Here is a 24,242-nt window from a genome sequence, read left to right on the forward strand (position 1 = left end):
GACGACCCGGACCGGCCGCCGTGAGCGGCGCAGGTTAAGTGCTGCCGCGGCCTCCGTGGGGCGTCCTGCGCGCGCCGGACCCGCGGTCCCGCGCGGGCCCGGCGCGCGACGTCAGGGCCGCGAGAGCCCGAAGACCGAGATCGACCCGTCGTCCTCGTTGCTGGTGAGGAACAGCCCGCGGTCCGGGACGGCCAGCAGCCCCTCGGGCGCCTCCCCGGTCGGCAGCACCTGGAGCAGCTGCGGGGTCCGCTCGTCGGTGAAGCGGTACACGAGCACCGCGTCGCCGCGCTCGGAGCCGATGAACGCGTAGGTGGTGCCGCGGATCGTCGCCACCTCGGCGCCCTCGAACTCGGCGCCCTTGTCGTCGCTGCGGCCGTCGGGGTAGAGCCCGGCCGCGGCGAGGGCCTGCTCGGCCGAGCCGCCCGAGGAGTACAGCACCGCCCCCGTCGGCGAGAAGACGGTCCAGCCGCGGCCACCGCTGGGCTCCGCGGCCAGGTCCCCCTCGTCGGCGGTGACCAGGTTCCCGCCCGGCGTCCACTGCACCGCGTCCGGCTCGCGCGGCGCGGTCAGCGGGTCGTCGAACGCGACGACGTCGTCGTCGGCGGTGTCGGCGTCGGTCCGGGTCACCGTCCCGGCCGAGAACGACCGGACGACGGTGCGCCGCGCCAGGTCGACCAGCACGACCGCGTTGTTCTCCTGCAGCGTGACGGCGGCGACGTTCGAGCGGTCGACGTCGACGTACTCCGGCTCGGGGTCGTCCGGGAAGGCCACCTGGGGCAGGCCGGTCAGCTCCACCCGCCCCACCGACCAGCGGTCGACCGGGCCGCGCAGCTCCACGACGGCGAGGAAGCCGGCCGGTGCCTGCGGCAGGCCCCCCTCGGCACCGCCGACCACGACGTCCTCGTCGCGCTGGTTCTCGACGGCCACCGCGGCGTACCGGCCGTCCGGGCCGACCGCGACCGAGTCCGGCTGGCCGCCGAGGTCGAGCGTGCGCAGCACGGTCCGGCTGCGGACGTCCACCACGAGCAGCACCCCGCTCGGGGCCGAGGGAGAGGGGCTGGTGTCCACGACCACGAGCGCGAACCGGCCGTCCGGGGTGACCGCCACCGAGGTGGGCTCACCTCCGGTGGCGAGGGCGCCGACCTGCCGTGGCTGCTCGGGCCGCGAGATGTCGACGAACCCCACCGCCCCGGTCGCCGAGTCGGTGTAGAGCACGGTGCGGCCGTCCGGCGTGACCGAGAGGATCTCGGCGACCTCGCCACCGGCGTCGGCCACCCCGAAGGTGGCCAGCTCCGTGAAGGTGCGGGTGGGCGGCGCGGCCGCGGCGGGGGCTCCGGCGGCGGCGACGAGGAGCGCCACGGCGGGGACGGCGGCGGCGAACAGACGGGCGGGGCGACGGGGCACGCGGGTCTCCGGGGTCCGGGAACGGGATCGGCGACGACCCTCGCCAGGCTCGCCGACGACAGGTCGTCGCAGCGGCGAACAGCGGGCGGCGCGGCGGTGACGAGCCGGCGGTCCGCCCCGGAGCACGGCTCGTCCCACCGGCCTGCGTTAGCGTCGCGCCGTGAGTGAGATGTCCTCCGGTCCCGACCCCGCCCACCTCGCCCGGCTGGCCGCCGAGGACCTGCAGGCCGCCCTCGGCGAGGGCCACGACGTCGCCGTCGTCATGGGCTCGGGCTGGGCCGCCGCGGCCGAGTCCTTCGGGCGCGCCGACGACTCCGTGGCGATCGACGAGCTGCCCGGCTTCTCGGCCCCGATCGTGGCCGGGCACGGCGGGGAGGTCCGGTCGGTGCGCGTCGGCCGGCACCGCGTGCTGCTGTTCCTCGGCCGCACCCACCTGTACGAGGGCCGGGGCGTCAACGCCGTGGTCCACGGGGTGCGCACCGCGGCGGTCGCCGGCGTCCGCACCGTCGTCCTCACCAACGCCGCCGGCGGCCTGGCCCCCGAGCACCGCGTCGGGCAGCCGGTGCTGATCAGCGACCACCTGAACCTCACCGCGCGCTCGCCGCTGGTCGGCCCCAGCTTCGTGGACCTCACCGACCTGTACTCGGCCCGGCTGCGCGAGCTCGCCCGGCAGATCGACCCGACGCTGGCCGAGGGCGTCTACGCAGCCCTGCCCGGCCCGCACTTCGAGACCCCCGCCGAGATCCGCATGCTGCGCACGCTGGGCGCGGACCTGGTCGGCATGTCCACCGCCCTGGAGGCCATCGCCGCGCGGGCCGCCGGCATGGAGGTGCTGGGCCTGTCGATGGTCACCAACGCCGCGGCCGGCATCACCGGCGAGGCCCTCGACCACCTCGAGGTGCTCGCCGCCGGCAAGGAGGCCGCCTCCGGGCTGGGCCGCTTCCTCGTCGAGCTGGTCAGCCGGCTGCCGTGAGCGGGCCCGGGGGCCGGCCGGACGACGCGCTGCTCGAGCGGGCACGGGCCTGGGCGGCGGGCGACCCGCACCCCGGCGACCGCGCCGAGGTCGAGCAGCTGCTGGCCGCCGCGTCCACCGACCCCGCGGCCGCCGCCGACCTGGCCCGCCGCTTCGCCGGGCCGCTCACCTTCGGCACGGCCGGGCTGCGCGGCCCCCTGCGCGCCGGGCCGGCCGGGATGAACGCCGCGGTCGTCGTCCGCGCGGCCGCCGGGCTGGCCCGGTACCTGACCGACGAGGGGTCCGCCGGCGGCACCGTCGTCGTCGGGTTCGACGCCCGCCACCGGTCGCGGGAGTTCGCCCACCTGTCGGCGGAGGTGCTGGCCGGCGCGGGGTTCCCGGTCCAGGTGCAGCCGCGGCCCCTGCCGACGCCGCTGCTCGCGTTCGCGGTCCGCCACCTCGGCGCGGTGGCCGGCGTGATGGTGACCGCGAGCCACAACCCGCCGCAGGACAACGGCTACAAGGTCTACCTGGCCGACGGCGCCCAGCTGGTGCCCCCGGCCGACCGGCGGATCGAGGCGGCCATCTCCTCCGTCGGCCCCGCCGCGGAGGTGCCGCGGGTGGGCGGCTGGGGCGTGCTGCGCGACGACCTCGTCGACGAGTACGTGGCCGCCGTGCTGCGCGCCCTGGACCCCTACGCGGTCCCCTCGGCCTCCCGTGCCGCGCTGCGCGTGGCCTACACGGCCATGCACGGTGTGGGCGCGGAGACCACCCGCACCCTCTTCGCCGCCGCCGGGCTGGCCGAGCCGGCGACGGTGGCCGAGCAGGACGCACCCGACCCCGCCTTCCCGACCGTCGCCTTCCCCAACCCGGAGGAGCCCGGCGCGGTCGACCTCCTGCTGGCGCTGGCCGAGCGGACCGGCGCCCACGTCGCCGTCGCCCAGGACCCCGACGCCGACCGCTGCTCGGTCGTCTGCGGCGGCCGCCAGCTCACCGGCGACGAGGTCGGCGCGCTGCTCGCCGACTGGCTGCTACGCCGCGGCGTCCGCGGCACCTACGCCGCGTCCCTGGTCAGCGGCTCGCTGCTGCACGCCCTCGCGACGGCGCACGGGGTGCCCTTCGCCGAGACGCCCACCGGCTTCAAGTGGATCATCCGCGCCGGCGAGCCCGGTCAGCCGCTGGTCTTCGGCTACGAGGAGGCGCTCGGGTACGCCGTCGCCCCCGACGTCGTCCGGGACAAGGACGGCATCTCCGCCGCCCTCGCCGTGGCGCTGCTGGCCGCGGAGCTCGAGGGGTCCGGGCGCACGCTGCTCGACCGGCTCGACGAGCTGGCCCGGGAGCACGGCCTGTTCGCCACCGGGCAGCTGTCGGTGCGGGTGGAGGACCTGTCGGTCATCTCCGGCGCGATGGCACGGCTGCGCGCGCACCCGCCGGCCACGCTGCTCGGCCGGCCGGTCACCGCGACGGACCTGGCGCACGAGGACCCGCCGGTCGACGCGGTCCGGCTGCTCGGCGACGGCGTCCGCGTCGTCGTCCGCCCGAGCGGCACCGAGCCCAAGCTCAAGGCCTACCTGGAGACCGTCGTCCCCGTGCACGACGACGCCGGGGTCATCGCCGCCCGCGGCCGCGGCGCCGACGAGCTCGACGCCCTGCGGGCCGAGATGTCGGCGGCGCTGGGCCTGTGATGGACGACGGCGAGGACGTCGGCGCGCTGGTCTTCGACGTCTTCGGCACGGTCGTCGACTGGCGCACCGGCGTGGCCCGCGAGGTGGCCCGGCTGCTCGGGGACCGCGTCGACGCCGGCACGCTGGACCCGCTGCGGTTCGCCGACGACTGGCGCGGCCGCTACGCCCCGTCGATGGACGAGGTGCGCAGCGGACGGCGCCCGTTCGTGCCGCTGGACGTGCTGCACCGGGAGTCGGTCGACGGCGTCCTCGAGGCGCACGGCGCCGGCGACGTCCCCGCCGCGGTGCGCGACGAGCTGGTGCTGGCCTGGCACCGCCTCGACCCGTGGCCCGACGTCGTGCCGGGGCTCCGGCGCCTGGCCGCGCGGTACGTGCTGGCGCCGCTGTCCAACGGCGGGGTGGCGCTGCAGGTGGCGCTGGCCCGCCGGTCCGGCCTGCCGTGGGACGCCGTCCTGGGCGCGGAGGTCGTGGGGCACTACAAGCCCGACGCCGAGGTCTACGACTCCGCGCCGCGGCTGCTCGGGCTCGCCCCGCGCCAGGTGCTGATGGTCGCCGCGCACCGCTCGGACCTCGCGGCCGCCCGGGACCGCGGGCTGCGCACGGCCCACGTGCACCGGCCCGACGAGTTCGGCGGCCGCCGCACCCCGCCGGCGACCGACGTGGACGCCGACGTGGACGCCGACGTGGACGTGGCCTCCTTCGCCGGACTGGCCGACGTGTTGGGGGTGTGACGCACGGGGTGACCGGACCTCGCGCCGGTACCGGGGAGCGCGGCGCGCTGTGGTCACAATGGTCCGCGTGCCCGACGACAGGACGCCGCAGCTCGCCGACGACACCGCCCCGGCGACACCGGTGACGGCGCCCGACGAGCCGGCCGGACGGCGCAACGGGCTGGTCGACCAGCTGGTGCGCTTCGTCGCGGTCGGCCTGCTCGGGGCGGTCGTGGACCTGACGGTCTACACGCTCTCCCTGCACCTGGGCCTGTGGACCACCGCCGCCCGCGCGCTGAGCTTCGTCTGCGGCACCACGACCGCCTACGTGCTCAACCGGCGCTGGGCGTTCCAGGTCGAGGGCTCGGCGAAGCGGGCGACCGGGTTCGCCCTGCTCTATTCGACGACGTTCTTCGTGATCCTCGGCGTCAACGCCCTCGCCCTGGCCGTGCTGCCCGAGAGCAGCTGGCGGATCACGCTGGCCTGGGCGCTCTCGCAGGGCTTCGGCACCGCCGTCAACTTCGTGATGCTGCGCCTGGTGGTCTTCCGGACGTGACGGAGGACCTCGCTGCCCCCCAGGGCTCGCACGCTCGCCCTGGGCCCCTGCAGCGAGGCCGTGCCCCCTGGGTCCGCGCCGCGTTGCTCGCCGTGCTGGTCGCGGCCGGCGTCGTCGTGGGGGCGACGGTCGACCTGCCCGCCGTCGACCCGGCCCGCGACTGGCTGGACGGCGCCGGGGCCCTCGGCCCGGTGCTGCTGGCGCTGGGCGTCGGGGTGGCGCTGCTGGGACCGGTCCCCCGCACCGCGCTGTCGGTCCTGGCCGGGCTGGTCGCCGGCTTCTGGACCGGGCTGGCGGTCTCCCTGGCCGGCGGGATGCTCGGCGGGGTGGGCGCCTTCGCCCTCGGCCGGCTACTCGGCCGCCCCGCGGTCGCCGGCCTCGCCGGGCCGCGGATCGCGCGGGCCGACCGGTTCCTCGACGCCCGCGGCTTCGGCGCGGTGCTCGCGCTGCGGCTGTTCCCGGCGGCGCCGTTCGCGGTGGTCAGCTACGCGGCCGGGCTCTCCGCCGTCCGCCCGGGCCCCTACCTGGCCGCGACCGCCCTGGGCCTGGTGCCCAGCACGGTGCTGCAGGTGGGCGCCGGTGCGTCGGTGGAGCACCTGGACCGGCTGGCCGGCCTCCTGACCACGCCGGCGGCGACCGCGGTGGCCGCCGGCGTCCTGCTCGCCGCCGGCGGCCTGGCGCTGTGGTGGCGCCGCCGCCGCTGACCGGAGGCGGCCCGGCGCCCGCTCAGCGGACGAGGGCCGGCGCCGGCCGCCGCTCGCTGAAGCCGCTGCCCTCGGGGTACCCGTAGCGGTTCTGGCCCTCGTCGCCGCGCTGGAGGGTGCAGAAGAGCAGGACGATCCCGCCGGCGAAGGGCACGAGCCCCCACAGCAGCCACCACGCCTCGTGGTCGCGGTCGTGCAGCCGGGCGACCAGGGCGCTGACGGAGGGCACCAGCAGCGCGAGGGCGGTGAGCAGCATGAACGGCCCGCCGGCGTAGGTCTCCTGGGTGGCGTAGCCGTAGTAGCCGCCGGAGTAGCTGGTCGAGTACCAGGCCAGGCCGGAGCTGATGTCCAGGACCACCGCCGCCAGGCTCGCCGCCGTGATCGGCAGCGCGTAGTGCAGCCAGTAGGTCCGCCGGCTGATCCGCCCACGGCGCAGGTACCACGACCCGGTGTCCCGGTCCTCGATCCGCATGACCCTCTCCTCCCGTCGGCCCCGGGTGGGGCGTCGTCCGATGGGAGGAGCGTGCGCGGACGGGATTGCGCCCCACTGGGACGCGACTGGGAACCCGGCTCAGGACCCGACGGTCTCCCGGCAGCCGGTGGCCAGCGCCCGCTCCGCGGCGGCGAGGACGGCGACGACGTCGCGGCCGAAGTGGACGTCCAGCGGGTGCGCGCCGCCGGTGAGCGCCGCGGCCCGCAGCTCGTCGACGGCCGCCGTGAAGGCGGCGACCGGCTGGTCCAGCTCCGGCAGCAGCACCAGCCGGCCGGCGTCCCCGTGCACGTAGACCTCCACGCCGGCGGCCATCGGCGCGACCGTGTGGGAGACGGTGACCGTGCTCGCGACGCCACCGGGGTGGTGCAGCACCAGGTGCACGGTGTCGCGCAGCCCCGCGGCCGCCTGGACCGCCGTCACCGGCCCGAGGGCGGGCACGAGGAGGGACAGCAGGTGCGGGCCGACGTCCCACAGCGCGCCGTGCTCCTGGCGCCACGGCGAGCCGGCGAAGGGCGAGCCCGCGATCGAGCCGAGCCAGGTGCCGGAGCCGCCGGCCGGCTGCGTGCGCGCGGCCTGGGCCAGCCAGGTCGACGTCGCCTCCTGGAAGCGGATGGTGAAGAAGACGACCGACGCCACCCCGGCCGACCGGACGGCGGCGGCCAGCCGGTCGGCGACCGGCAGGCTCAGCCCGGTCGGCTTCTCCAGCAGCAGGTGCCGGCCCGCCGCCGCGGCGCGCTCGGCGAGGGGCGCCTGCACGTCGGGGGGCAGCGCGATCGAGACCGCGTCGACGTCGGCCAGGACGGCGTCCAGGTCGTCGCTGCCCGGGACCTCGAACTCCGCGCCGGCCTCCTCCGCCTTGCGCCGGTCGCGCCCCCAGACGGCGACCAGCTCGGCGTCGGGGTGGGCGGCCAGCGCGGTGGCGTGGACCGCCCGCGCCCAGAACCCCGTGCCGAGGACGGCGAACCGCACGGCTCAGACCGCCCCGAACTGGCGGTCCCCCGCGTCGCCGAGCCCCGGCACGATGTAGGCGTTGTCGTTGAGCCCCTCGTCGACGCTGGTGGTGAACACCCGCAGCGGCAGGCCGCTCTCCTCCAGCCGGCGCACCCCCTCGGGCGCGGCGAGGACGCACAGCACGGTGATCTCGGTGGCGCCGCGCTCGGTGAGCAGCCCGCAGCAGTGCACCAGCGAGCCGCCGGTGGCCAGCATCGGGTCGAGCACGAACACGTGCCGGTCGACCAGGGACTCCGGCAGCGAGGCCATGTAGGCCTTGGGCTGGAAGGTCTCCTCGTCGCGGGCCAGCCCGACGAAGCCCATCTGCGACTCCGGCAGCATCCGGTGCGCGACGTCGGCCATGCCCAGGCCGGCCCGCAGCACCGGCACGATGAGCGGGGCGGCGGCGATCCGGTAGCCGGTGGTCTGCGTGACCGGGGTGGTGATCGGCTGCTCGGCGACGGTCAGGTCGCGGGTGGCCTCGTAGACCAGCATCTGGGTGAGGTCGCGCAGCGCCGCGCGGAAGGCGGCGTTGTCGGTCCGCTCGTCGCGCATGTGCGAGAGGCGGGCCCGGGCGAGCGGGTGGTCGACGACGGTCAGCTGCACGGGCGCCACCGTAGCGATCCCGGAGTTCTTGACCAGCAGCTCCTCCTGGGCCACGGTCCGGCACCGTGACCCGCCGCCCGTGGCGCACCTCCGGTTCGGTGGACCTGGTGGTGCCGGCCGACCCTCTCGCCGTCTACGCCGTGGTGGCCGACGTGACGCGGATCGGCGAGCGCAGCCCGGAGTGCCACACCGCGGTCTGGCTCCCCGGCGCGCCGGCCGGGTCCGTCGGCGCGGGGTTCCGCGGGTCCAACCGGGCCGGGTGGGCGGCCCGGTGGTCGCGGCGCTGCACGGTGCTCGTCGCCGATCCCGGCCGCGCCTTCGCCTTCCGGACGCTGCCCACCGTGCTGGTCCCCGACTCGACCACCTGGCGCTACGACCTCGAGCCGGTCGGGGGCGGCACGCGGGTCACCCACTCGTACGCGATCACCGAGCCCCTGCCCCCGCCGCTGCGCGCGCTGGCCGGCCTCCTGCTCCCCCCGCACCGGGACATGCGCCCGCAGATGCGGGCCAACCTCGAGGCCCTGCGCGCGCAGTTCGCCGCCGTCCCCGCCTGACCGCCGGCCGCGCGCCGCCCTGCGGGCGGTTCACCGACGACGCCGGGCCGATCCCGCCCGCGGAGTCGGGAACCCACCCGCAGGGTGCGCCCACCCGGGCGGGTGGACGGTGGTCGGGCGGGGGCCGGAGCAGGGGATGATGGCGCGCATGACGCACGTGCTCGACCCGCACGCCCCGACGGCGGGGACCCCGCCGCGGCGCGAGCCACCGGCGCCGTACGCGGACGTGACCCGGTCCGACTCGGCCTTCCGCGCCTTCCTGCACGGCCTGCCCGGCGTCGACCAGGTGGGCGCGCAGTCCCGCGTCGCCGTGCTCGGCACCCGGTCGATCAAGACCACGGCCAAGGCCTGGGCGATCGACACCGCCATCTCGATGGTCGACCTGACCACCCTCGAGGGCGCCGACACCCCCGGCAAGGTCCGCTCGCTGGCCGCCAAGGCCCGCCGTCCCGACCCGACCGACCCCGCCTGCCCGCAGGTCGCCGCGGTCTGCGTCTACGGCGACCTCGCCGGCGTCGCGCGCGAGGCGCTGGCCGGCACCGGGATCCACGTCGCCGCCGTCGCCACCGCCTTCCCCAGCGGGCGGGCCAGCCGCGAGGTGAAGCTCGCCGACGTCCGTGACGCGGTCGCCAACGGCGCCGACGAGATCGACATGGTCATCGACCGCGGCGCGTTCCTCGCCGGGCGCTACCTCGACGTCCACGACGAGATCGTGGCGGTGAAGGAGGCGTGCGGGGACGCGCACCTCAAGGTCATCCTCGAGACCGGCGAGCTGGTCACCCTCGACGCCGTCCGCCGCGCCTCCTGGCTGGCGATGCTGGCCGGCGGCGACTTCATCAAGACCTCCACCGGCAAGATCTCCCCCGCCGCCACCCTCCCGGTGTGCCTGGTGATGATGGAGGCGGTCCGCGACTTCCGCGCCGCCACCGGCCGCCAGGTCGGCGTCAAGCCCGCCGGCGGCATCCGGACGACGAAGGACGCGATCAAGCACCTCGTGCTGGTCAACGAGACCGCCGGGCCCGACTGGCTCTCCCCCGACTGGTTCCGCCTCGGCGCCTCCAGCCTCCTCAACGACCTGCTCCTGCAGCGGCAGAAGCTGCGCACCGGCCACTACTCCGGCCCCGACCACGTGAGCGTCGACTGATGAGCGTCTTCGAGTACGCCCCCGCCCCCGAGTCCCGGTCGATCGTCGACATCGCCCCCTCCTACGGCCTGTTCGTCGACGGCGAGTTCGTCGACGGCTCCGGCGAGGCGATGAAGACGGTCAACCCGGCCACCGAGGAGGTCCTCAGCGAGGTCGCCGTCGGCACCGAGGCCGACGTCGACCGCGCCGTGAGGGCCGCGCGCCGGGCGTTCACCCGCGTCTGGGGCCCGATGCGCCCGGCCGACCGCGGCAAGTACCTGTTCCGGATCGCGCGGCTGCTGCAGGAGCGGGCGCGGGAGTTCGCCGTCCTGGAGTCGCTGGACAACGGCAAGCCGATCCGGGAGTCCCGGGACGTCGACGTCCCCCTGGCCGCGGCGCACTTCTTCTACCACGCGGGCTGGGCCGACAAGCTGGAGCACGCGGGCCTCGGCCCGGCCCCCCGGCCGCTGGGCGTGGCCGGCCAGGTCATCCCGTGGAACTTCCCGCTGCTCATGCTGGCGTGGAAGGTCGCCCCGGCGCTGGCCACCGGCAACACCGTCGTCCTCAAGCCGGCCGAGACCACCCCGCTGACCGCGCTGCTGTTCGCCGAGGTCTGCCGCCAGGCCGACCTCCCGCCGGGCGTGGTGAACATCGTGACCGGCGCCGGCGACACCGGGCGGGCCGTGGTGGAGCACGACGACGTCGACAAGGTGGCCTTCACCGGCTCCACCGAGGTCGGCCGGTCGATCGCCCGCGCGGTGGCCGGCACCCGCAAGAAGCTGACCCTGGAGCTGGGCGGCAAGGCCGCCAACATCGTGTTCGACGACGCCCCGGTCGACCAGGCCGTCGAGGGGATCGTGCAGGGCATCTTCTTCAACCAGGGCCACGTGTGCTGCGCGGGCTCCCGGCTGCTGGTGCAGGAGAACGTGCACGACCAGGTGATCGAGGCGCTGCAGCGGCGGATCGGCACGCTGCGCGTGGGCGACCCGCTGGACAAGAACACCGACCTCGGGGCGATCAACTCCGCCGAGCAGCTCGCCCGGATCCGGGAGCTGTCCGACGTCGGCGAGGCCGAGGGCGCCACCCGCTGGCAGCCGGCCTGCGAGCTGCCCGACCGCGGCTTCTGGTACCCGCCGACGGTGTTCACCGGCGTCTCCACCGCGCACCGCATCGCCCGCGACGAGGTGTTCGGGCCGGTGCTGTCGGTGCTCACCTTCCGCACGCCCGACGAGGCCGTGGCCAAGGCGAACAACTCCACCTACGGACTGTCCGCCGGCATCTGGTCGGAGAAGGGCTCGCGGATCCTCGCGATCGCCGACCGGCTGCGCGCCGGCGTGGTGTGGGCGAACACGTTCAACCAGTTCGACCCGACGTCGCCGTTCGGCGGCTACAAGCAGTCCGGCTACGGCCGCGAGGGCGGCCGGCACGGCCTGGCCGCCTATCTGTCGACGGGAGACGAGCAGTGATCGGCGGCGAGCGGCTCGCGGTCCGCAAGACCTACAAGCTCTACCTGGGCGGGGCGTTCCCCCGCTCGGAGTCCGGGCGCACCTACGAGGTGACCGACAGCAGGGGCGCCTTCCTCGCCAACGCCGCGTGGGCCTCCCGCAAGGACGCCCGGGACGCCGTCGTGGCCGCCCGCGGCGCGTTCGCGAAGTGGTCGGGCGCCACCGCCTACAACCGGGGGCAGGTGCTGTACCGGGTCGCCGAGGTGATGGAGGGCCGGCACGCGCAGTTCTGCGAGGAGGTCGCCGCCGGCGAGGGGCTGTCGTCGGGGAAGGCCCGTGCCGCCGTCGACGCCGCCATCGACCGGTGGGTCTGGTACGCCGGGTGGACCGACAAGCTCGCGTCGGTGCTCGGCAGCGCCAACCCCGTGGCCGGGCCGTACTTCGACTTCTCGCTGCCCGAGCCGACGGGCGTGGTCGCCGTCCTCGCCCCGCAGCGGTCGTCGTTGCTCGGCCTGGTCAGCGTGCTCGCGCCGGTGCTGGCCGGCGGCAACACCGCCGTCGTGGTCACCTCCCGGGAGCGGCCGCTGCCGGCGGTGACGCTGGGCGAGGTGCTGGCCACCAGCGACGTGCCCGGCGGGGTGGTCAACCTGCTCACCGGGGACGCCGCCGAGCTGGGCCCGTGGCTGGCCGAGCACGACGACGTCGACGCCATCGACCTGACCGGCGCCCCGGCCGACCGTGCCATGGAGTTCGAGCGGGAGGCCGCCGGCAGCATCAAGCGGGTCCTCCGCCCGCGCGCCGAGGAGCCGGACTGGACGGCCGACCCCGGCCTCGCCCGGATGCGGGCCTTCCTGGAGACCAAGACGGTCTGGCATCCGAAGGGGTTCTGAGCGGCCCCGGCCGGAGGCTCGCCGCGAGCTCGCCAGCGGTGAGGGGGACGGGGTCCTCCACCTGGCACCCGCAGGGGTCCTGAACCGGGGCGCGGGCTCCCAGCCCGAACCGGCAGGATGGACGCGTGGCCAGGCCCAGCATCGTCCCGATCGCGCTCACCCTCGACGACCGCACCGGATACACCCTCTGGGCGCCGCCGTGGGAGGAGGACGGCGAGGAGTGGCAGGCGTTCCTCGGCACCACCGAGGAGGGGGCGGGCGGGCGAGCTGTCGTGCACCTCTTCCCCACCCCGGCGGCGCTGGCGGCCTTCTGCCGGACCGCCACCGACCACGACCTGGCCGACCACCCGGTCTGGCCGGTCGTCACCGGGCTGCGCGCCGCGGACCTGACCCCCGACGACGACCACCGCTACGACCTCGACGGCGTCTACGACATCGCCGCGGAGAACCCCGACCGCTGGGCCGTCGAGGAGCTCTCGGCCACCATCGACATCGTCCGCGCCCTGGCCGAGTGCCTGGACACCAGCGAGGACGACGAGGACGACGACGAGTTCGCCGGTGACACCCCGACCGACGACGACCCCGAGTTCGACCCGGACGTCGACGTCGACCGCGACCCGGAGACGGCGCGCAACTGGCGCGGCGGCGAGTTCTCCGCGCTCGCCGAGCTGGTCTCCCGGCCCGAGGTCGGCTCGCTCGGCCTCGGCGTCGACGCCTTCGCCGGCCGCGCCGGGGAGGACGCCTGGGTCGGCATGGGCTCGGCGCTCGACGAGCTGTGGGAGGACGTGGTCGAGGAGCTGTCCGCGCACCTGGACTGGACCGGCGCCGGCACCGTGACCCTCGAGGACTACCCGTCGGCGGCCGAGGAGGTCGACGAGCCCGAGGAGGACGTCGACGACGAGGCGGAGGCGGCGGACGACGACGGCGCGACCGCCGCCCCCGCCGCAGCGGGCGGCGCGACCGCCGCTCCGGCCGCCACGGGCACCAGCACGATCCGCGGCGGCAGCCGGATCTCCGCCTCCCCGGCCGAGGTGGCCGCGGCGGCGCGGTTCTGGGAGGGCGTCGGCATCCTGCCGGTGGAGCTGGTCGTCCCCGAGGGCGCCGGGCTGACCCTGCGCTGCTACGTCGAGGACGAGGCCCGCTTCCTCGGCCGCGACGGCGACGTGTACCTCTTCGCCACCCCGGCCGAGCTGGCGCGCTTCGTCACCGGCGACGAGGAGCACGACCTGGTCGGCATCGCCTCGTGGCCGGAGGTCGTCGCCACCGACACCCCGCCGCTGCCCGCCGAGCAGGACCGCTACGACCTCACGGAGCTGTCGGAGGTCCTCGCCGAGGTGGCCGACGGCGCCGCCGGGCTCGTTCAGCACGAGGCGCTGCTGCAGCCGGTCGAGGGCGTGCGCGACGTGGCCGAGTACGCGGGCCTGACCCGGGTCGACGAGCTGCTCACCCCGCCGGCGCCGCTGGGCCGGGCGCTGGCGCGCGCCGACCGGGAGCCGCAGGCCACGCTCCGCGCGGAGGACGCCGCGGCGGTGCGGGCCGACTGGGACGAGGTCGTCCGCGAGGTCGGCGGGGCGCTGGTCTTCCGGGACTGACCGACCCACCTGAGACGCCGAACGGCCGGCCCCGGGATCCCGGGACCGGCCGTTCGCGGTGCTGGTGGTGCGGTTACTCGGCCACGTGCGAGCCGGGGCGCCGGCCCTGGCCGCGGTACGAGCTCGACCGGCGCTCGCCGCCGTAGGGGCGGTCACCGGAGGGACGCTCGGAGCGGTACGGGCGCTCCGACCGCTCGCCGGAGGACCGCTCGCCGTACGGGCGGCGCGGGCGGTCGCCGTCGCGGCGGGGACGGTCGCCGTCCCGGCGCGGGCGACGGCCACCGGGGCCGCCGTGCCCGCCGGAGGGACGGCGCGACTCGCGCACCGGCCGCTCGACCGGCTCGACGTGGACGCCGGCGGCGACCAGCTCGGCGATCGGGGCGTCGCCGGGGCGGATCCGGCTGACGACCGGGTCGACCTTCGCCGAGCGGAACCGCCGCTTGGCCTGGCCCACCTGGTCGGGCAGCAGCAGGGAGACCACGACACCCGCGGCACCGGCGCGGGCGGTGCGGCCCGAGCGGTGCAGGTAGGTCTTGTGGTCGGCCGGCGGGTCGTAGTGCAGGACCAGCGAGACGTCGTCCACGTGGATGCCGCGGGCGGCGACGTCGGTGGCGACCAGCACCGGGCTGCGGGCGTCGGTGAACGCCTCCAGCGCGCGGCGGCGGGCCGACTGCGGCAGGCCGCCGTGGATGGCCTCGGCCTTGATCCCGACCGCCTGGAGGTTCTCGGCGAGCCGGTCGGCCCCGAGCTGGGTGCGCACGAACACGATCGTGCGGCCCGGCCGGGCGGCCAGCTCCTGGGTCACCGGCACCTTGTCGCGGAAGGCGACGCTGTAGGCCAGGTGCTCGGCCGGCGGCGCGTCGTCGCCGGCGCGCTTGACCTCGTGCCGCGCCGGGTCTTTGAGGTAGCGGCGGATCAGCGAGTCCACCTCGCCGTCCAGCGTGGCCGAGAACAGCAGCCGCTGGGCGTCGGGCCGGGTCTGGTCGAGCAGCTCCTGCACGACCGGCAGGAAGCCCAGGTCGGACATGAAGTCGGCCTCGTCGACGATCGAGACCTCGATCTCGTCGAGGGTGACCTCGCCCTGGCTGATGAGGTCCTGCAGCCGGCCCGGCGTCGCGATGACGACGTCGACGCCGCGGCGCATCTGCTGGATCTGCCGGTACATCGAGGCGCCGCCGTAGACGGCGGCGACCTGGACGCCGATGGCCTGCCCGAGCGGGGCGAGGTTGTCGTGCACCTGCTGGGCGAGCTCGCGGGTGGGCACGAGCACCAGCCCGCGCGGGGCCCGGGCGCCGCGGCGGGCGTCGCCGCCCAGGCGGGCCAGCATCGGCAGGCCGAAGGCCAAGGTCTTGCCCGAGCCGGTGGCGGCCTTGCCGAGCACGTCGCGCCCGGCGAGGGCGTCGGGCAGGGCCGAGGCCTGGATGGCGAACGGGTGCCGGATGCCGCGCCGCTCCAGCGCGGTCACCAGCTGCTGGGGCAGGCCCAGCTGGCCGAAGGTGGGGCCCTGCGGCTCGGCGACGGCCTCGACGGCCTCGACGGACTCGGGGGCGTTCTCGAGGACGGTGGCCTCGGGAGCGGTGATCTCAGGGGTGGTCTGGACGTCGACAGCGTCGAACGTGGTCAAGCGTGGGACTCCGATACAGCTCGGGCGCGTCCCGTGGCGAATGCGCGGACACCGGACCGGCGTCCTCACTGGCGGTCGCTCCCGTCGTGGAACGGCGAGGACCTGCACGGATGCGCTCATGCCCGGACGGACCGTCCGGGAGGATGACCGGCGACTGCCGGTGCACCCAGGTTAGCAGCGGCGCCGTCCCCGGGATTCCGGGAGTGATCAGCCTCGCAGCGCCGCGTACCCCGGCCGGACGACGTCGGAGAGCAGCCGGTCGCGCTCGGCGTCGTCGAGGAAGGCGGCGGCCAGCGCCCGCTCGGTCACCCGCTGCACGTCGTCCCACCCCCAGCCGAAGGTGGCGACGACGTCGGCGAGCTCGCTCGTCGCGCTCACCCCGCTCATCAGGCGGTTGTCGGTGTTGAGCGTGACGGCGAAGCCGGCGCGGTGCAGCCGGTCGACCGGGTGGGCGGCCAGCGAGGAGTAGGCACCGGTCTGCACGTTGGACGACGGCGCGACCTCCAGCGGCACCTGCTCGTCGCGCACCCGCCGGGCCAGCTCGCCGAGGGGCCCGTCGGCGGGCACCTCGTCGGCGATCCGCACCCCGTGGCCGAGCCGCTCGGCGCCGGCGCCGTCCAGCGCCGCGCGGATGCTGTCGACCCCGGCCGCCTCGCCGGCGTGGATCGTCCGGTGCGCCCCGGCCCGGTCGAGCAGCGCGATCGCCGAGGGGTGCCGGTCGGGCGGGAAGCCGATCTCCGGGCCGGCCAGGTCGAAGCCCACCACGCCGGCGTCCCGGTACCGGACGACCAGCCCGGCCACCTCGTCCCAGCGGTCGGCCTGCCGCATCGCGCACAGGAGCGCGCCGACGCGGATCGGCGTCCCGGCCGCGGCCGCCTCCGCGCTGCCGGCGGCGAACCCGTCGAGGATCGCCTCGACGACCTCCTCGATCGGCGTCCCCTGGGCGGTGCCCAGCTCGGGCGCCATGCGCACCTCGGCGTAGACGACGCCGTCGGCGGCCAGGTCGAGCGCGCACTCGTGGGCCACCCGGCGCACCGCCTCGGGCCGCTGCATCACCCCCACCGTGTGCGCGAACGTCTCCAGGTAGCGCACCAGCGAGCCGGAGTCGGCGGCCTCGCGGAACCAGGTGCCGAGCGCCCCGGCGTCCCCGGCGGGCAGGTCGCGGTAGCCGTGCTCGTCGGCGAGCTCCAGCACGGTCTGCGGTCGCAGCCCGCCGTCCAGGTGGTCGTGCAGGAGCACCTTGGGCGCGCGGCGCAGCTGCTCGGCGGTCGGCACGGTCGTCATCAGTCGGTCCCCCGGTCCTGCCAGCGGAAGGTGCGCACGCACAGGACGAGGCCGACGACGCACCAGACGGCCAGCACGAGCGCCACCCGGCCCAGCTCCCAGTGCCCGGCCGGCTCCTCGGCGGCGAGCGCGTCGGGCAGGAAGACCGAGCGCAGCCCCTGGGCCATCCACTTCAGCGGGAACAGCGCGGCCACCGTCTGCAGCCAGGTCGGCACCTCGCTGAACTGGAAGAACACCCCCGAGATGAACTGCAGGACCAGCGCCACGGGCGTGACCGTGGCCGAGGCCGAGCGGCCGTTGCGGGCCAGGCTGGAGATGGCGATCCCCAGCAGCGTGCAGGCCGCCGAGCCGAGCGCGGCGACCCAGGCGAAGGTCAGCCAGTCGGCGCCCGAGGGCAGGTCGATGTCGAAGAACAGCGCCCCGATGGCCAGCAGGATCGCGATGATCGCCACCGTGACGGCGAGGACCTGCACCACCTTGCCGACGAAGAAGGCGCTCTTGGGCATCGGCGTGCCGGCCAGGCCCTTGAGCGTCCCGTCGGAGCGCTCGGTGGCGATGCTGATCGCCATGTTCTGCAGGCTGGCGCCGAGGATGCCCGCGGCGATCACGCCGGCGATGAAGTACTGGGTGAAGGTGACCCCGTCGCCCAGGTCGTAGTCGAGCACCGACCCGAAGACCAGCAGCAGGATCACCGGGAACATCAGCGTGAAGACGACCGACTCCCGCTGGCGGAAGAACTCCTTGAGCTCCACCCCCGCGCGGGTGCGGCAGACGCTGGCCACCGAGGGCACGGCCCGCTCCTGGGTGGCGGTCACGCCGGGTCTCCGATCATCCGCAGGTAGACGTCCTCAAGGGTGGGCCGGGCGACGGCGAGGTCGGGCACCTCGCCGCCCAGCCGGGCCGCCAGCTCGGCCACCAGCGCGGTCGGGGTCTGGGTGTCGCGGGTGTGCCGGACGCCGTCCTCGGTCCAGCTGACGACGGCCGGCGCGCTCCCCCGCCCGCCCAGCGCGGAGGGGACGGCGACCTCGACCAGCCGGCCGCGGGCGATGACGCCCACCCGGTCGGCCAGCGCCTCGGCCTCGTCCAGGTAGTGCGTCGTGAGCAGCATCGTGGTGCCCAGGTCGCGCAGGGAGCGGATGAGCGACCAGAACTGCCGCCGCGCCTCGGGGTCGAAGCCGGTCGTGGGCTCGTCGAGGAACAGCAGGGTGGGGCGGCCGACGATGCCCAGGGCGACGTCCAGCCGCCGCCGCTGGCCGCCGGACAGCGACCGTCCCCGCACGCCGGCCTTCTCGGTGAGCCCGACGAGCTCGAGCACCTCGTCGGGGTCGCGCGGGTCGGGGTAGTAGGAGGCCTGCGCGCGCAGCAGCTCCCGGCAGGTGAGCTGGCTGTCGCCGGCGCCGGACTGCAGCACGATGCCCAGCTGGGCCTTCCAGCGCCGGCCGCCGGTCTGCGGGTCGGTGCCGAGCACCCGGACCTCGCCGCCGTCGCGGCGGCGGAACCCCTCGCAGATCTCCACCGTCGTCGTCTTGCCGGCGCCGTTGGGCCCGAGCAGGGCGAAGATCTCGCCGCGGTGGATGTCCAGGTCCAGGCCGTCGACCGCGGTGGCCGACCCGTAGCGGCGCACCAGCCCGCGCACGGAGATCGCCGCGTCGGGGTCCAGCGGGGTGGCCGGACGCGGCGCGGCGCTCGTCGTCGGTACCGCGGTCGGACTGCTCACGGCTGCCCAGTGTGCTCCGCCCCCCGGCGTGACCGGCGCCATACCCGCTGACCGGAGTGCGGGAGGCGAGGGGACCTCGCTGCTCACACTCCGGTGATCCGGTCGACGACGAGGGGCAGCGGGACGTCGTCGGTGTCGACGCCGACCGCACCCTCCAGCGCCTCCAGCGCCCGCGGGATCCGGCCGGCGTCGTCGGTCTGCAGCTCCAGCAGCGGCTGGCCGGCGGTCACCCGCTCCCCCACGGTCGCCGTCCAGGTCACGCCGGCGGCGGCCGACACCGGGTCCTCCTTGCGGGCGCGGCCGGCGCCGAGCCGCCAGGCGGCCACGCCGAGCGCGTAGGCGTCCAGCCGGGTCAGCGTCCCGGTGGCCGGCGCGGTCACCACGTGCCGCTCGGCGGGCTGCGGCAGGGCTGCGTCGGGGTCCCCGCCCTGCGCGGCGATCATCTGCCGCCACACGTCCATGGCGCGGCCGTCGCGCAGCGCGTCGGCGGGGTCGACGTCGTCCCGGCCGGCACCGGCCAGCATCTCCCGCGCCAGCGCGAGGGTGAGCTCGACGAGGTCGGCCGGCCCCCCACCGGCGAGCACCTCGACCGACTCGGCGACCTCCACGGCGTTGCCCGCCGCGCGGCCCAGCGGCCGGTCCATCGCCGTCACCAGCGCGACCGTGCGGACGCCGGCCGCCTCCCCGAGCCCGACCATCGTGCGGGCGAGCTCGGTCGACGACGCGACGTCCTTCATGAACGCCCCGGAGCCGGTCTTCACGTCGAGCACCAGCGCGTCGGCGCCCTCGGCGATCTTCTTGCTCATGATCGAGCTGGCGATCAGCGGGATCGACTCGACCGTGCCGGTGACGTCGCGCAGCGCGTACAGCTTCTTGTCCGCCGGGGCGAGGTCGTTGCCGGCGGCGCACACCACGGCACCGACGTCGCGCAGCTGCCGCAGGTAGGCGTCCTCGTGCACGTCGGCCCGCCAGCCCGGAATCGCCTCCAGCTTGTCCAGCGTGCCGCCGGTGTGCCCGAGGCCGCGGCCGGACAGCTGCGGGACGGCGACCCCGCAGGCCGCGACCAGCGGTGCCAGCGGCAGCGTCGTCTTGTCGCCGACCCCGCCGGTGGAGTGCTTGTCGGCGGTCGGACGGCCCAGCGAGGAGAGGTCCTTGCGCTCGCCGGAGTCGATCATCGCCTGGGTCCAGACGGCCAGCTCGGCCGGCGTCATGCCCCGGAAGAAGACGGCCATGAGCAGGGCGCTCATCTGCTCGTCGGGCACCTGGCCGGCGGTGTAGGCGCCGATCACCCAGCGGATCTGGTCCGCGGTGAGCTCGACGCCGTCCCGCTTGGCCCGCAGGACGTCGATCGCGTCGAACGCGCTCATGCCCCCTGCCCCCGTGCCTCCGCTGCGAGCAGGTCGTCCGGCCCGAACGCGTCCGGCAGCACCTGGCTCATCGGCACGATCCCCAGGGACACCGTCTCGATGAGCATGTCGGCGCCGCCGTGCTCCCACAGCAGCTGCCGGCAGCGACCGCAGGGCATGAGCGGCTGCCCGTCACCGCCGACGCAGGCCACCGCCACCAGCCGGCCGCCGCCGGTGCGGGCCAGGTCGCTGACCATCCCGCACTCGGCGCACAGGCCCAGCCCGTAGGAGGCGTTCTCCACGTTGCAGCCGGTGACCACGCGCCCGTCGTCCACCAGCCCGGCCACGCCCACCGGGAACCGCGAGTACGGCGCGTAGGCGTGGGTCATCGCCTCGCGCGCCGCCTCCCGCAACGCGTCCCAGTCGATCTCGGGCACTAGTGCTCCCCTCGTCGGTAGACCAGCCCGTCGGCCTTGGGCATCCGTAGTCGCTGGGAGGCCAGCGACAGCACCAGCAGCGTGATCAGGTGCGGGGTGAACGACACCAGCCCCGGGGCCAGCACGTCGATGGCGAGGAAGCCCCACAGCGCCGCCGCGGCGAAGACCAGCGCCAGGCCGGCCTGCCAGTAGCGGGCGCGGCGCACCTGCACGACCGCGATGACGGCGAGGCCGATGGCCACGATGAGCAGCAGGGCAACCACCGCCGAGCGGCTGCGCAGCTGGAGGGCGTCGGCGAAGCCGAACAGGCCCGCGCCGGCGGCCAGACCGCCGGGCCGCCAGTTGCCGAAGATCAGCGCCGCGAGGCCGATGAACCCGCGGCCACCGGTCTGCCCCTCGCGGTAGATGCCGGCGATGAACACGAGGAACACGCCGCCCAGACCGGCCAGCGCGCCGGAGATGACCACCGCGACGTACTTGAGCCGGTACACCGGCACACCGAGCGAGTCCGCCGCCGCCGGGTTCTCCCCGCACGAGCGCAGCCGCAGCCCGAACGCCGTCCGCCACAGGATCAGGTACGAGACCGGCACCAGCAGCACGGCGAGCAGGGTGAGCAACCCGACGCCGCTGGTCAGGCCGCGCAGCAGGCCCGCCACGTCGCTGACCAGGAACCAGTGCTCCGACTCGAGGTCACCGAGCCAGTCCGGCCCGGAGGAGAGCACCGGCACCGAGAACTCCGGCGGGTCGCTCCCCAGCGACGGCGACTGGGTGGGGCCACCGCCGGTGTCCTCGGTGTAGATCAGCTCGGACAGGAAGCGGACGACGCCGTCGGCCAGCAGGTTGATGGCCACGCCGGAGACGACGTGGTCGACGCCGAAGGTGACCGTGGCCACCGCGTGCAGCAGGCCGCCGAGCGCGCCGAACAGGACGCCGACGACCAGCGCACCGCCCCAGCCCCAGTGCCAGCCGCCGTACCCGGCGCCCCAGGTGCCCAGGATCATCATGCCCTCGAGGCCGATGTTGACCACGCCCGCGCGCTCGGAGAACAGCCCGCCCAGCGCCGCCAGCCCGATCGGCACGGCCAGCAGCAGCGCGGCCCGCAGCGTCGACGACGACGTCAGCGCCTCCTCGCCGGACAGCACCCGGACCAGCGAGAAGAGCACGACCAGGCCGACCGCGAGCCACAGGAACCGCCGCTGCCGGCCGCCGCCCATGAGCAGGTCGGTCAGCGGACCCCGGCTCGGGGCGCCGCCGGACCGGTCGACCGTCGATGCCGCGCTCACTGCTGCGCTCCTTCCGGCGTACCCGGCACACCGGTGTAGGTGCGCTGCCCGCCGTCGGGGCCGACGTCGGGGGTCGGCGGGGACCCCGGTCCCCCACCGCCGCCGTCGGGCGGCGCGCCGGTGGCGCCGGCGCCGGCCCGTTCGGCCGAGCGCCGGGCGAGCCGGCGGGCGATCTCGTTGGCGACGACGACGGCGAGCACGATCGTGCCCTGGATGATCGTCACGACCGAGGCGGGGATGTCCTCGAACTGCAGCAGCGGTGCGGCGCGGTCGAGGACGGCGAACAGCAGCGCGGCCAGCGCGATGCCGACCGGCGTGTTGCGGCCCAGCAGCGCGACGGCGATGCCGAGGAACCCGAGGCCGGCGGTGAACTCGGTGCCGTACTCGAAGTCCTCGCCGAGCAGGTCGGGCAGCCCGATGAGGCCCGCGACCGCGCCCGACAGCAGCATCGTGGTGACCACCATGCGGCGGGTGTCGACGCCGCTCGCGGTCGCCGCCGACGGCGACAGGCCGGTGGCCCGCAGGTCGAATCCGAACCGGGTGCGCGACAGCAGCACCGCGACCACCACGCCCACGACCACGGCGACGACCACGAAGCCGTGCAGCTCGCTGCGCGGCTCGGCCAGCCCGAGGCCGGTGAGCACCCCGGTGAGGTCCGGGAAGCGGCCCGACGGCTCGATCTCGGCGGTGGTGACGATGCCGGCGCCCTCCGGGCTGCCGCGCAGCGGACCGGTGAGCAGGTAGCCCGCCAGCCCGAGCGCGACGAAGTTCAGCATGATCGAGCTGATGACCTCGCTGACGCCGCGGGTCACCTTGAGCACGGCGACGATGCCGGCCCAGAAGGCCCCGACCAGCATGGCCACCACGATGATGAACAGCACGTGCAGCGGCGCGGGCAGGCTCACCGCCGCCCCGGCCGCGGCGGCCAGGATCGTCGCCAGCCGGTACTGGCCCTCGACGCCGATGTTGAACAGGCCCATCCGGAACGCGATGGAGACCGCCAGGCCGGCCAGGAACAGCGGCACGGCGCGGTTGAGGATCACCACGATCGACTGGACCTGGGACGCCGGCGTCTCGCCCAGGTTCGTGATGACCTCGAGCGCGGTGAACGGGTTCTCCCCGATGGCCGAGATGACGATGCCGGAGATGACCAGGGCGACGACCAGCGCCAGGACCGGCCCGAGCAGCGCCAGCCCGGCGCGGCGCAGCGCGGTCACGCCGCACCCGCCGCGGTCCGGGCGCCGGTCATGTAGCCGCCGAGCTCCTCGGGCGTGACCCGGCCGGGGTCGACGGTGGCCACGAGCCGGCCGCGCAGCATCACGTGCAGCGTGTCGGACAGGCCGATGAGCTCGTCGAGGTCGGCGGAGACGAGCACGATGCCCAGCCCCTCGGCGCGGGCGTCCTTGAGCAGCTCCCAGATGACCGCCTGCGCGCCGACGTCCACCCCGCGGGTGGGGTGGGCGGCGAGCAGCAGCCGCGGTCGGGCGCTCATCTCCCGCCCGACGATCAGCTTCTGCTGGTTGCCGCCGGACAGCGCGACGGCGAGGGTGTCGGGTCCGGGCGCGCGGACGTCGTACTCGCGCATGATCCGCTCGGTGTCGGCGCGCGCGCCGCGGCGGTCGATGAAGGGGCCCTTGACCGCCGGCGGGCGGGTCTGGTGGCCGAGGATGCGGTTCTCCCACAGGGGCGCGTCGAGCAGCATGCCCTGGCGGTGGCGGTCCTCGGGGATGAGGCCGATGCCGGCCTCGCGGCGGGCGCGGGTGCTCCAGGCGCCGACGTCGTCGGCCCCGAGCGTGAGGGTGCCGGCCGCCAGCGGCCGCAGGCCCATGATCGCCTCGACGAGCTCGGCCTGGCCGTTGCCCTCGACGCCGGCGATCCCCACGACCTCGCCCTCGCGGACGGTGAGGTCGACGTCGTCGACGATGCTGCGGCCCGCGGCGTCGTGCACGGTGACGCCGGCCAGCCGCAGGACGACGGCGTCGCGGACGGTGGACTCGCGGGTGGCCGGGGTGGGCAGCTGCGCGCCGACCATCATCTCGGCCAGCTCCTTGACCGTGGTGGTCCGCGGGTCGGCCTCGCCGACCGTGGTGCCGCGCCGGATGACGGTGATCGAGTCGGCGACGCGGCGCACCTCGTCGAGCTTGTGCGAGATGAAGATGACGGTCAGGCCCTCGCGCTTGAGCTCGGCGAGGTTGCCGAACAGCTCGTCGACCTCCTGCGGCACGAGCACGGCGGTCGGCTCGTCGAGGATCAGCGTGCGGGCCCCGCGGTAGAGCACCTTGGCGATCTCGACGCGCTGCCGGTCGCCGACGCCGAGGTCCTCGACGAGGACGTCGGGCTGCAGGCCCAGGCTGTAGCGGGCAGAGATGTCGTTGATGCGCCGCCGGGCCTCCACCATGTCCAGCCGCCCGCCGCGGGTGGGCTCGCTGCCCAGGACGACGTTCTCCAGGACGGTGAAGTTGTCGGCGAGCATGAAGTGCTGGTGCACCATGCCGATGCCGGCCTCGATCGCGTCGGCGGGGCTGCGGAAGGTGACCTCCCGGCCGTCGACGGCGATGGTCCCCTCGTCGGGACGGTGCATCCCGTAGAGGGTCTTCATCAGCGTCGACTTGCCCGCGCCGTTCTCCCCCACGATGGCGTGCACCTCGCCGCGCCGGACGCGCAGCTCGATGTCGCGGTTGGCCACCACGCCGGGGAAGCGCTTGGTGATACCGCGCAGCTCGACGGCGAGCGGGGCGCCGCCGGGGTCGGTGCCGCCGGGGTCGGTGTGTCCGGTGGTACCGGCTGTGGCCATGGGCCTCTCCCTCGCTGCGGCCCCGGGGTGTCGGGGCCGGTGGTTCCTCGGTC

23 protein-coding genes are annotated in these 24,242 nt (G+C 75.6%); 10 read left to right on the forward strand and 13 right to left on the reverse strand.

The genetic code is table 11. From position 1 onward, the window contains the following. Nucleotides 1-111 precede the first annotated feature (111 nt). A complete protein-coding gene (locus ACI8AX_RS13475; protein ID WP_456550336.1) occupies nucleotides 112-1,404 on the reverse strand; it encodes a hypothetical protein in 1,293 nt (430 codons plus the stop codon). A gap of 169 nt (nucleotides 1,405-1,573) precedes the next feature. On the opposite strand from ACI8AX_RS13475, the gene ACI8AX_RS13480 reads away from it, so the two are divergent. The 5 genes from ACI8AX_RS13480 (at nucleotide 1,574) to ACI8AX_RS13500 (ending at nucleotide 6,011) form a co-directional block, all read left to right on the forward strand. Then, nucleotides 1,574-2,377: a purine-nucleoside phosphorylase gene (locus tag ACI8AX_RS13480; RefSeq protein WP_456550382.1), complete on the forward strand. Its 804-nt coding sequence runs from the start codon at nucleotides 1,574-1,576 to the stop codon at nucleotides 2,375-2,377. Beyond that, the gene (locus ACI8AX_RS13485; protein ID WP_456550337.1) at nucleotides 2,374-4,041 is read left to right on the forward strand and encodes a phospho-sugar mutase; all 1,668 of its coding nucleotides are present in this window, start codon (nucleotides 2,374-2,376) and stop codon (nucleotides 4,039-4,041) included. Before ACI8AX_RS13480 ends, ACI8AX_RS13485 begins: the two co-directional genes overlap by 4 nt. After that, entirely contained in the window at nucleotides 4,041-4,772 is a 732-nt protein-coding gene (locus tag ACI8AX_RS13490; protein WP_456550338.1) for a haloacid dehalogenase type II, read from the forward strand. The genes ACI8AX_RS13485 and ACI8AX_RS13490 overlap by 1 nt, the downstream gene beginning before the upstream one ends. A 67-nt stretch (nucleotides 4,773-4,839) precedes the next feature. Beyond that, a complete protein-coding gene (locus ACI8AX_RS13495) occupies nucleotides 4,840-5,307 on the forward strand; it encodes a GtrA family protein (RefSeq protein ID WP_456550339.1) in 468 nt (155 codons plus the stop codon). Between the two features lie 92 nt (nucleotides 5,308-5,399). Beyond that, nucleotides 5,400-6,011 carry a TVP38/TMEM64 family protein gene (locus ACI8AX_RS13500; RefSeq protein WP_456550383.1) on the forward strand — a complete coding sequence of 204 codons (612 nt, stop codon included), beginning with the start codon at nucleotides 5,400-5,402 and terminating at the stop codon, nucleotides 6,009-6,011. A gap of 22 nt (nucleotides 6,012-6,033) precedes the next feature. Here the strand turns inward: ACI8AX_RS13500 and ACI8AX_RS13505 are convergent, their stop codons facing one another. From ACI8AX_RS13505 to upp, 3 genes are all read right to left on the reverse strand, one after another. Further along, nucleotides 6,034-6,483, reverse strand: a complete 450-nt coding sequence (locus ACI8AX_RS13505) for a DUF805 domain-containing protein (RefSeq protein WP_456550340.1) — start codon at nucleotides 6,481-6,483, stop codon at nucleotides 6,034-6,036. Between the two features lie 99 nt (nucleotides 6,484-6,582). Next, entirely contained in the window at nucleotides 6,583-7,473 is an 891-nt protein-coding gene (locus tag ACI8AX_RS13510; RefSeq protein ID WP_456550341.1) for a Gfo/Idh/MocA family protein, read from the reverse strand. 3 nt (nucleotides 7,474-7,476) lie between these two features. Further along, nucleotides 7,477-8,154 (reverse strand): uracil phosphoribosyltransferase, encoded by a 678-nt coding sequence (gene upp / locus ACI8AX_RS13515; RefSeq protein ID WP_456550342.1) that lies wholly within the window; start codon nucleotides 8,152-8,154, stop codon nucleotides 7,477-7,479. 11 nt (nucleotides 8,155-8,165) lie between these two features. On the opposite strand from upp, the gene ACI8AX_RS13520 reads away from it, so the two are divergent. From ACI8AX_RS13520 to ACI8AX_RS13540, 5 genes are all read left to right on the forward strand, one after another. After that, nucleotides 8,166-8,654 (forward strand): SRPBCC family protein, encoded by a 489-nt coding sequence (locus ACI8AX_RS13520; protein WP_456550343.1) that lies wholly within the window; start codon nucleotides 8,166-8,168, stop codon nucleotides 8,652-8,654. Between the two features lie 148 nt (nucleotides 8,655-8,802). Then, nucleotides 8,803-9,798, forward strand: coding sequence for a deoxyribose-phosphate aldolase (gene deoC, locus ACI8AX_RS13525; RefSeq protein WP_456550344.1), 996 nt, complete (start codon nucleotides 8,803-8,805; stop codon nucleotides 9,796-9,798). After that, entirely contained in the window at nucleotides 9,798-11,243 is a 1,446-nt protein-coding gene (locus tag ACI8AX_RS13530; RefSeq protein WP_456550345.1) for an aldehyde dehydrogenase family protein, read from the forward strand. The genes deoC and ACI8AX_RS13530 overlap by 1 nt, the downstream gene beginning before the upstream one ends. After that, nucleotides 11,240-12,112: an aldehyde dehydrogenase family protein gene (locus tag ACI8AX_RS13535; protein WP_456550346.1), complete on the forward strand. Its 873-nt coding sequence runs from the start codon at nucleotides 11,240-11,242 to the stop codon at nucleotides 12,110-12,112. The genes ACI8AX_RS13530 and ACI8AX_RS13535 overlap by 4 nt, the downstream gene beginning before the upstream one ends. Before the next feature lie 125 nt (nucleotides 12,113-12,237). Next, nucleotides 12,238-13,704, forward strand: coding sequence for a hypothetical protein (locus ACI8AX_RS13540; RefSeq protein ID WP_456550347.1), 1,467 nt, complete (start codon nucleotides 12,238-12,240; stop codon nucleotides 13,702-13,704). Between the two features lie 73 nt (nucleotides 13,705-13,777). Here the strand turns inward: ACI8AX_RS13540 and ACI8AX_RS13545 are convergent, their stop codons facing one another. The 9 genes from ACI8AX_RS13545 to ACI8AX_RS13585 all read right to left on the reverse strand — a co-directional run bounded on the left by ACI8AX_RS13545 (nucleotide 13,778) and on the right by ACI8AX_RS13585 (nucleotide 24,189). Next, nucleotides 13,778-15,328 carry a DEAD/DEAH box helicase gene (locus ACI8AX_RS13545; protein ID WP_456550348.1) on the reverse strand — a complete coding sequence of 517 codons (1,551 nt, stop codon included), beginning with the start codon at nucleotides 15,326-15,328 and terminating at the stop codon, nucleotides 13,778-13,780. A 207-nt stretch (nucleotides 15,329-15,535) separates the two neighbouring features. Next, nucleotides 15,536-16,612, reverse strand: a complete 1,077-nt coding sequence (locus tag ACI8AX_RS13550) for an adenosine deaminase (RefSeq protein WP_456550349.1) — start codon at nucleotides 16,610-16,612, stop codon at nucleotides 15,536-15,538. Then, the gene (locus ACI8AX_RS13555; protein ID WP_456550350.1) at nucleotides 16,612-17,427 is read right to left on the reverse strand and encodes an ABC transporter permease; all 816 of its coding nucleotides are present in this window, start codon (nucleotides 17,425-17,427) and stop codon (nucleotides 16,612-16,614) included. Before ACI8AX_RS13555 ends, ACI8AX_RS13550 begins: the two co-directional genes overlap by 1 nt. Next, nucleotides 17,424-18,329 carry an ABC transporter ATP-binding protein gene (locus ACI8AX_RS13560; protein ID WP_456550351.1) on the reverse strand — a complete coding sequence of 302 codons (906 nt, stop codon included), beginning with the start codon at nucleotides 18,327-18,329 and terminating at the stop codon, nucleotides 17,424-17,426. Before ACI8AX_RS13560 ends, ACI8AX_RS13555 begins: the two co-directional genes overlap by 4 nt. An 83-nt stretch (nucleotides 18,330-18,412) precedes the next feature. After that, complete coding sequence (locus ACI8AX_RS13565; protein WP_456550352.1) at nucleotides 18,413-19,696, reverse strand: thymidine phosphorylase; 1,284 nt, start codon at nucleotides 19,694-19,696, stop codon at nucleotides 18,413-18,415. Next, the gene (locus tag ACI8AX_RS13570; protein ID WP_456550353.1) at nucleotides 19,693-20,112 is read right to left on the reverse strand and encodes a cytidine deaminase; all 420 of its coding nucleotides are present in this window, start codon (nucleotides 20,110-20,112) and stop codon (nucleotides 19,693-19,695) included. Before ACI8AX_RS13570 ends, ACI8AX_RS13565 begins: the two co-directional genes overlap by 4 nt. Continuing rightward, the gene (locus ACI8AX_RS13575; RefSeq protein ID WP_456550354.1) at nucleotides 20,112-21,395 is read right to left on the reverse strand and encodes an ABC transporter permease; all 1,284 of its coding nucleotides are present in this window, start codon (nucleotides 21,393-21,395) and stop codon (nucleotides 20,112-20,114) included. Before ACI8AX_RS13575 ends, ACI8AX_RS13570 begins: the two co-directional genes overlap by 1 nt. Beyond that, nucleotides 21,392-22,612, reverse strand: a complete 1,221-nt coding sequence (locus ACI8AX_RS13580; RefSeq protein ID WP_456550355.1) for an ABC transporter permease — start codon at nucleotides 22,610-22,612, stop codon at nucleotides 21,392-21,394. Before ACI8AX_RS13580 ends, ACI8AX_RS13575 begins: the two co-directional genes overlap by 4 nt. Then, nucleotides 22,609-24,189, reverse strand: coding sequence for an ABC transporter ATP-binding protein (locus ACI8AX_RS13585; protein ID WP_456550356.1), 1,581 nt, complete (start codon nucleotides 24,187-24,189; stop codon nucleotides 22,609-22,611). The genes ACI8AX_RS13580 and ACI8AX_RS13585 overlap by 4 nt, the downstream gene beginning before the upstream one ends. Nucleotides 24,190-24,242: the final 53 nt, after the last annotated feature.

Source organism: Blastococcus sp. SYSU D00813, from assembly GCF_054050735.1.

Bases quoted from the DNA above. Each gene is read 5' to 3' on its own strand.
- ACI8AX_RS13505 (WP_456550340.1), bottom strand. From the start codon at position 6,483: ATGCGGATCGAGGACCGGGACACCGGGTCGTGGTACCTGCGCCGTGGG.
- ACI8AX_RS13530 (WP_456550345.1), top strand. From the start codon at position 9,798: ATGAGCGTCTTCGAGTACGCCCCCGCCCCCGAGTCCCGGTCGATCGTC.
- ACI8AX_RS13480 (WP_456550382.1), top strand. From the start codon at position 1,574: ATGTCCTCCGGTCCCGACCCCGCCCACCTCGCCCGGCTGGCCGCCGAG.
- ACI8AX_RS13585 (WP_456550356.1), bottom strand. From the start codon at position 24,189: ATGGCCACAGCCGGTACCACCGGACACACCGACCCCGGCGGCACCGAC.
- ACI8AX_RS13565 (WP_456550352.1), bottom strand. From the start codon at position 19,696: ATGAGCGCGTTCGACGCGATCGACGTCCTGCGGGCCAAGCGGGACGGC.
- ACI8AX_RS13490 (WP_456550338.1), top strand. From the start codon at position 4,041: ATGGACGACGGCGAGGACGTCGGCGCGCTGGTCTTCGACGTCTTCGGC.
- deoC (WP_456550344.1), top strand. From the start codon at position 8,803: ATGACGCACGTGCTCGACCCGCACGCCCCGACGGCGGGGACCCCGCCG.
- ACI8AX_RS13550 (WP_456550349.1), bottom strand. From the start codon at position 16,612: ATGACGACCGTGCCGACCGCCGAGCAGCTGCGCCGCGCGCCCAAGGTG.